The sequence below is a fragment of the Scopulibacillus daqui genome (assembly GCF_016908855.1).
GTDB lineage: Bacteria > Bacillota > Bacilli > Bacillales > Sporolactobacillaceae > Scopulibacillus_A > Scopulibacillus_A daqui.
This window is the reverse complement of the sequence record NZ_JAFBER010000006.1, coordinates 135267-141963: the sequence shown is the minus strand read 5'-3', so window position 1 is coordinate 141963 and position 6697 is coordinate 135267. Positions and strand designations below refer to the sequence as shown.

Annotated in this window: 7 protein-coding genes; 5 read left to right on the top strand and 2 right to left on the bottom strand. The window is 41.1% G+C overall.

Annotated features, from left to right (window positions below; genetic code table 11):
- Nucleotides 1-213 (top strand): IS3 family transposase (locus tag JOD45_RS06850; RefSeq protein ID WP_205003127.1); only part of this gene is annotated, 213 nt, incomplete at its 5' end.
- Between the two features lie 374 nt (nucleotides 214-587).
- Entirely contained in the window at nucleotides 588-2000 is a 1413-nt protein-coding gene (locus JOD45_RS06845) for a branched-chain amino acid transporter BcaP (protein WP_205003126.1), read from the top strand.
- A 104-nt stretch (nucleotides 2001-2104) separates the two neighbouring features.
- Here the strand turns inward: JOD45_RS06845 and JOD45_RS06840 are convergent, their stop codons facing one another.
- Together JOD45_RS06840 and JOD45_RS06835 are read right to left on the bottom strand one after the other, a co-directional pair.
- Entirely contained in the window at nucleotides 2105-3901 is a 1797-nt protein-coding gene (locus tag JOD45_RS06840; protein WP_205003125.1) for a M3 family oligoendopeptidase, read from the bottom strand.
- An 87-nt stretch (nucleotides 3902-3988) separates the two neighbouring features.
- Complete coding sequence (locus JOD45_RS06835; RefSeq protein ID WP_205003124.1) at nucleotides 3989-4444, bottom strand: BsuPI-related putative proteinase inhibitor; 456 nt, start codon at nucleotides 4442-4444, stop codon at nucleotides 3989-3991.
- 44 nt (nucleotides 4445-4488) lie between these two features.
- On the opposite strand from JOD45_RS06835, the gene JOD45_RS06830 reads away from it, so the two are divergent.
- The 3 genes from JOD45_RS06830 (at nucleotide 4489) to JOD45_RS06820 (ending at nucleotide 6690) form a co-directional block, all read left to right on the top strand.
- On the top strand, nucleotides 4489-4893 hold the full coding sequence (locus tag JOD45_RS06830; RefSeq protein ID WP_205003123.1) for a secondary thiamine-phosphate synthase enzyme YjbQ: 405 nt from the start codon (nucleotides 4489-4491) through the stop codon (nucleotides 4891-4893).
- Nucleotides 4894-5064: 171 nt separating this feature from the next.
- Nucleotides 5065-5541 (top strand): low molecular weight protein-tyrosine-phosphatase, encoded by a 477-nt coding sequence (locus JOD45_RS06825; protein ID WP_205003122.1) that lies wholly within the window; start codon nucleotides 5065-5067, stop codon nucleotides 5539-5541.
- A 15-nt stretch (nucleotides 5542-5556) separates the two neighbouring features.
- Nucleotides 5557-6690 (top strand): virulence factor, encoded by a 1134-nt coding sequence (locus JOD45_RS06820; RefSeq protein ID WP_205003121.1) that lies wholly within the window; start codon nucleotides 5557-5559, stop codon nucleotides 6688-6690.
- The last annotated feature ends 7 nt before the right edge of the window (nucleotides 6691-6697 follow it).

Genomic DNA, 6697 nt, shown 5'->3' with positions numbered 1-6697 from the left:
AAGGCTACTTGTGCAGATAATGCCGCAATGGAGAATTTTTTTGGGATTATGAAACAAGAAATGTATTATGGTGAATCACTGCTATCCTATAATGAGCTGAAATGTAAGATTGAGAAATATATTTACTATTACAATAACGAACGAATTAAAGTAAAATTGGCTGGTTTAAGCCCAGTACAATACCGAGCTCAAACCAGCCAAACAGCTACATAATTAAAACTCTAACTTTTGGGGGTCACCACCATGCCGGGTTTTTTTGTGTCTGGCCAGAATCATACATATTACATCATAAGAGGATTGTGTGCTGTTTTTTTTTGCTTCTATATCTGACTTATTGCAAATATAAATGAATTAAAATTTAAAATATTTAATCATATACAGCAGGAAAGTAGACTGTAAAATGCGAATTATTTAAAAAGCACTAAGACTTACGTGGGAGGCGGTATATGTCATATGAAGATTATCATTTATCAGAAATGATATCCCGCTTTATACATCAATGCTTAAATCTGCTGTTAGAAAGGGAATGTTTTGCAGCAATAGCAAAGTATTAAAAAACGACTGATAAAGTGGATTTAGGAGGGCGTATGAATCTATTTCGTAAAAAATCCATAAGTGACGGAAATGCGGAAAGTTCACTCAAGAAGGTATTAGGTGCTTTTGATTTAACCATGCTGGGCGTCGGCGCGATCATCGGAACTGGAATATTCGTTCTGACGGGGGTTGCTGCAGCAAAATATGCCGGTCCTGCTCTTATTTTATCATTTATTATTGCTGGTATAGCTTGTGCGTTTGCGGCGCTGTCTTATTCTGAATTAGCGTCAATGCTGCCTGAATCTGGAAGCGCTTACACTTACAGCTACATTGCTTTTGGAGAACTCATTGCCTGGATTTTGGGCTGGGATTTATTGCTGGAGTACGGTCTTGCTTCTTCTGCGGTAGCAAGCGGATGGTCTGGCTATTTTCAAGGATTATTATCGGGGTTTGGCATCCATTTGCCGAATTTTCTATCAAGCGCTTTTGATCCTGCAAAAGGCACAGTGATTGATTTGCCTGCCGTTATGATTGTTTTATTAATTGCATTCCTTCTTTCGAGAGGCGTTAAAGAATCGGCAAGATTTAATACGGTCATGGTATTTATAAAAATTGCAGTGGTTTTTCTTTTTATTATTGTAGGTGTGTGGTACGTTAAGCCTGCGAACTGGACACCATTTACACCGTTTGGATTTTCCGGAATAACGACGGGCGCCGCGGTCGTTGTTTTTGCATACTTTGGTTTTGACGCTGTTTCTACAGCCGCTGAAGAGGTAAAGAATCCTCAGCGCAATTTGCCTATTGGCATTATTTCGTCATTAACAATTTGCACCATTTTATATATTGTTGTTTCCTCGATTCTTACTGGGATTGTTCCGTTTCAAAAGTTAGGGGTGAAGGACCCCGTAGCATTTGCCCTGCGGTTCATCAATCAAGACTGGGCGGCCGGCTTCATTTCGCTTGGAGCGATTGTAGGGATTACAACGGTTCTTATCGTCATGATGTATGGACAAACACGTCTATTCTATTCCATTTCCAGAGATGGTCTGCTTCCAAAGGCATTGTCCAGAGTGCATTCGAAAAGAAAAGTTCCTGTAACCAGTACTTGGGTGACAGGTCTGTTGGTTTCCCTATTTACAGGATTCATCCCTCTTGATAAATTAGCCGAATTGACGAACATTGGCACATTATTTGCTTTCTCGGCAGTTTCCCTTGGGGTAGCCATACTCCGCAAAACACGTCCGGATTTAGAGCGCGGGTTTAGAACGCCGTTGGTACCGGTGATCCCTATTTTAGCAGTCATCATCAGCGTATACTTAATGCTGCAATTGAGGGCGTTTACCTGGAAAGGATTTTTTGTATGGCTGGTCATTGGACTAGTGATTTACTTTACGTATGGCTATAGACACAGCCGATTAAATGAAACAAAGCAAAATGAAAATATCAGTTTGGAAAAGAAAATTTAACATTTATTTCAAAAAATAAGCCTTGGCTCATAACCTTTTGAGCCAAGGCAAACTTGTGCCGGTTAGATTGCTTTAAGATTTCTGCAAGCCAAGTTTCTTTTAGATTATTTTTCAGTTGCCGCTAAAAATTCTTCAACATCTTTTGCGCAATAATCCAGAGCTGAACGCCAAAAATCCGGCTGTGTTAAATCAATGTTTAAATGTTTTTTGGCAAGGTCTTCGACTGTCATTCGTCCGGTATCCCTTAACAGATCATCGTATTTTTGGGCAAAAGCCGAACCTTCTTCGCGAGCCTTAACATATATACCCGTGCTGAAGAGATAGCCGAAAGTATAAGGAAAGTTATAAAATGGGACATCAGTGATATAAAAGTGCAGTTTGGATTGCCAAAAGGCAGGATGATAGACATCAAGCGCATCGCAGTAGGCTTCTTTTTGCGCATTAAGCATCAGTTTGTTCAGTCTTTCCGCGCTGACGAGCCCTTTTTTTCTCTCCTCGTAAAATTTTGTTTCGAATAAAAAGCGGGCATGGATATTCATGAGCAAGGCAACGCTGCGAGACGCCTTTTCATCTAAAAAGGACAGCCGTTCTTCTTCAGTTTGAGCCGATTGCTTGGCGGCGTCTGATACGATCATTTCCGCAAAAGTAGAGGCTGTTTCCGCGACATTCATCGCATATTGCTGTGCAAAGTGCGGCAGGCCGTTCATGACATGCTGATGATAAGCATGGCCGAGCTCATGAGCAATGGTTGATACATTGTCAGCTGAACCGCTGTATGTAAGAAAGATACGGGATTCCTTTGTGATAGGAAAGCTTGTGCAGAACCCGCCTGGTGCCTTGCCTGGGCGATCTTCGGCTTCGATCCAGCGGTTTTCGATTGCAGATTTCGCAAATTCAGCCATTTTAGGGTTAAATTTATTAAAATGTTGAATAATAAACGCTGCTGCCTCTTCATACGGAATTTTTTTATCGGATGTTGAAAGCGGCGCCTCTAGATCAAACCAAGAGAGTTTTTCCAGCCCGAGATATTCAGCCTTGCGCTGAAGAAACTTGACAAATACAGGTTTGAAGCGGTTGATTGTTTCCCACATGACCGAAAGGGTTTCTTTAGACATACGATTATCGTTAAGAGGTTCTTTTAATACATCGCTCCATCCGCGCTGTTCATATAAGTTAAGCCTGAACCCAGCTAAATGATTAAGCACAGAAGCGCTGAGTTCAGCTTGCTCATCCCATGCCTTCTCCAGAGATTTAAAGGCATTTTTGCGAATGTCTCTGTTTGGATCGGAAAGCAAATTATTGGCTTGACCAACAGAAAGTTTCAAAGAACCCTTTTCAGGATGGTCGAAAGGAATTGTCATGCTTCCGACAATCGTATCATACATGTCGCTCCATCCGTGATAGCCGTCGATGGACAAAGCGTTTACAAGCTGTTCTTCCCTGGTTGAAAGTTTATCCTGGGCATTTCTGCGCCGTTCATTTAAAGAAAAGGCGATATCTCTTAAATCGCTGTCCGCTAATAAGGCTGTCCAGATGTCATCCGAGATATTGTTCATTTGGCTGTCAATCAAAGTATTGCATGTTTCGAATTGAGCAAGAAGAGATGTAACAGCGCTATTTAAGACTTTGGCTTGCTGATCTTTTACATTTTGTGCAATTAAGCATTCAATGAAGGCGCGCGCTTCAATGATGCGTTCCGAAGTGCTTTGAAGAAGATGAAGATAGGATTTCCAATTTTTGGGCTCTTCAATTGTCTTCGGGGCGGATGTTTTGCTTAACTGTGTTTTTAATGCTTTTAAATCGTTTTCCAGCTCATCCATAAATTGATTTAAATATTCAGAGTGGCTGCCGCCTTCAAAAATAGTGTCCAAGTCCCAGGTTTGGCTTAAAGTTTTTTCCATAACAAATCCCCTTTTTTAAAAAAATATGAAAATCAAATCTCTTTAATCATATCATTCATTTGGGATTTTAGAACGGAAAAAGGTCCCTTATTTTACTTTAAAATTGATCGTGGTACTAGGCTGGCTTTCGGCGGCTGTCAGCCAAAAAGTAATTGTATATTGACCAGGCTTCAAGTCTGATACTTCGGTCTCAAAAGCCTTTGTTTCTCCGTGTTCTAAGGTAAGCGTTCCAGTCATTTGCCCGAAAAAGCGCCCTTCTGAAAAATGTTTGACGACTTTGCCGCTTGTGTCTTTAATTTTGAAATCATACCTTTGTGTAGTCGGAAAGTGATAAGTCACAGCATGTCCAGTTTGGTTTTTCACTTGGAATTTAAAACTGACCTTGTGATCTTTTTGTTCATAGGCCAGCCGTGTTTCAATACGGCCGTCAGAAGTGTTTCCATTTACCGGTTTCTCCCTTTCTTCATGTTGTTTGGCGTTTTGGCATCCGACTGTTAAGATAGATAAGAGACATAATAACAATAAAAAGATAAACTTTTTCATAATCAAACTCCTTTCAAATTGAGTTAAATGAGCGAGGTGGCCATATGTTTAAAACTTTTCATTTAGAAACTCATCAAAGGGACGAAATGATTGATATTACCGATCAGCTGGCGTCTTATTTACGTGATCAAGGCGTTAAAGAAGGTGTGATGTTTGTACAGTCTATGCATACAACGGCCGGCATAACGATCAATGAAAATGCCGATCCTGATGTCAAACACGATATGCTGATGCGGCTGGATGAAGTGTATCCTTGGGAGCATCCTAAATACCGCCACGGTGAAGGCAATTCTGCTTCACATTTAAAAACAAGTACAGTAGGTGCAACGCAAGCTATTCTTATTCATAATGGGGAGCTGGTTCTTGGCACTTGGCAGGGTGTCTATTTTTGCGAATTTGACGGACCAAGAAGCCGCATGTATAGTGCTGCAATTATAAATAACGGTTAATTATTTATAGAATAACCATTTATTTAAAGAATGATTTCATTAAGGATATTTTTATGTCAAAGTTTAGCTGGTCTTTCAAAAAAATAAAAGAGATATTTTTAAAGTTGATTCATTCGTCCCAGCTTGCAAACGAGACTTTCATAGAGAAAAAAGAAGGAAGGATTAAAACAGATGATTAAAGTTTTATTTGTATGCTTAGGAAATATATGCCGTTCTCCGATGGCGGAAGCTGTTTTTAGAAATAAAGTAGAAAAAGCGGGTTTGGCCAATCAAATTGAGGTAGACTCTGCCGGAACAGGCGCCTGGCATATCGGCGAGCCGCCGCACGAAGGCACAAGGAATAAACTTCAAGAGCTCGGTCTTTCATTTCAGGGCATGAAAGGCCGTCAGATCACTCACGAAGACTTGGAGCAATTCGACTATATTATCGGCATGGACGAAAGTAATATAGCAAATATCAACAAACTGGCCAAGCAAGCCCCTAAAGCAAAAATAAGAAGGCTGATGAGTTATATTAATGACGATCCGGGGAAAGATGTTCCAGATCCTTATTTCACGGGGAACTTTGACGAAGTGTATGAAATGATTGATAAAGGAACCGATCAGCTGCTTGAGGAAATTTGCAAGGATAATCATATCGAATTTTGATAGGGAGTGATAAGGGTGAAACTTCAAGGTATCGAGCCAACGCCAAGCCCGCATACAATGAAACTCATCTTAGATGAAACACTGCCAAGCGGAAAAAGTCATAATTACAGGCAGGACAACAAAGAGGACGCGCCCCAGATCATTCAGAAGCTGCTTGATATTGAGGGTGTTAAGGGTGTTTATCACGTTGCTGACTTTATGGCTTTGGAACGTTTTCCAAAAGCTGACTGGGAAACAGTATTGTCGAAGGTAAGAGCTGTTCTTGGCGAAGATGAAGATTTGTCCCAACAATCGGTTGAAAAGGATTCCGCTCAACCTAAAGAAAGTTTTGGTGAAATCCGTGTTTTCTATCAAATGTTCAGGCAAATTCCCATGCAAGTGAAATTGGAAGTTGACGGAGAAGAAAAGCGGATAGGACTGCCCAAACGATTTATGAATGCCATAATGGAAGCGCAAGGCTCTTCGGATAATATGATTATGGAGAGACAGTGGGTCGAGCAATCGCCTAGATACGGAGATCCTGATGAAATTGAGAAAGATATTGTCGAAGAGTTGTCCGCAGCTTATGATGAAGAACGGCTCAGCGAACTCGTAAAACGCGCCTATTCAAATCATAAGGATGCAAAGAACAAACCGTTCAAAAAAGTAACTTTAGAAATGCTTGATAATCCCGATTGGCATAAGCGCTATGCGGCTCTTGACAGAATGGATCCGTCAATTGAAGACTTGCCTGTATTAGAAAAAGCCTTGCATGACGAAAAAGTTTCGATTCGCCGATTAGCGGTTGTTTATCTTGGCATGCTTGATGATCCTAAAGTGCTTCCTTACCTATATGAAGCTCTTCATGATAAAGCAGTAACTGTTCGGCGGACAGCTGGGGACTGCTTATCCGATATAGGCGACCCGAGGGCTATTCCTGAAATGGCCAAAGCTCTTAAAGACCCCAGCAGGATTGTTAGATGGAGAGCGGCGATGTTTCTATATGAAGTAGGGGATGAATCGGCACTGCCGGCGCTAAAAGAAGCGGAAGGCGATCCGGAATTTGAAGTCGATATGCAAATTAAAATGGCGATCAGCCGAATTGAAGGCGGTGAAGAGGCAAAAGGCTCCGTATGGCAGCAAATGACCCAAACCTTTTCAAAAAAATAACCATGAC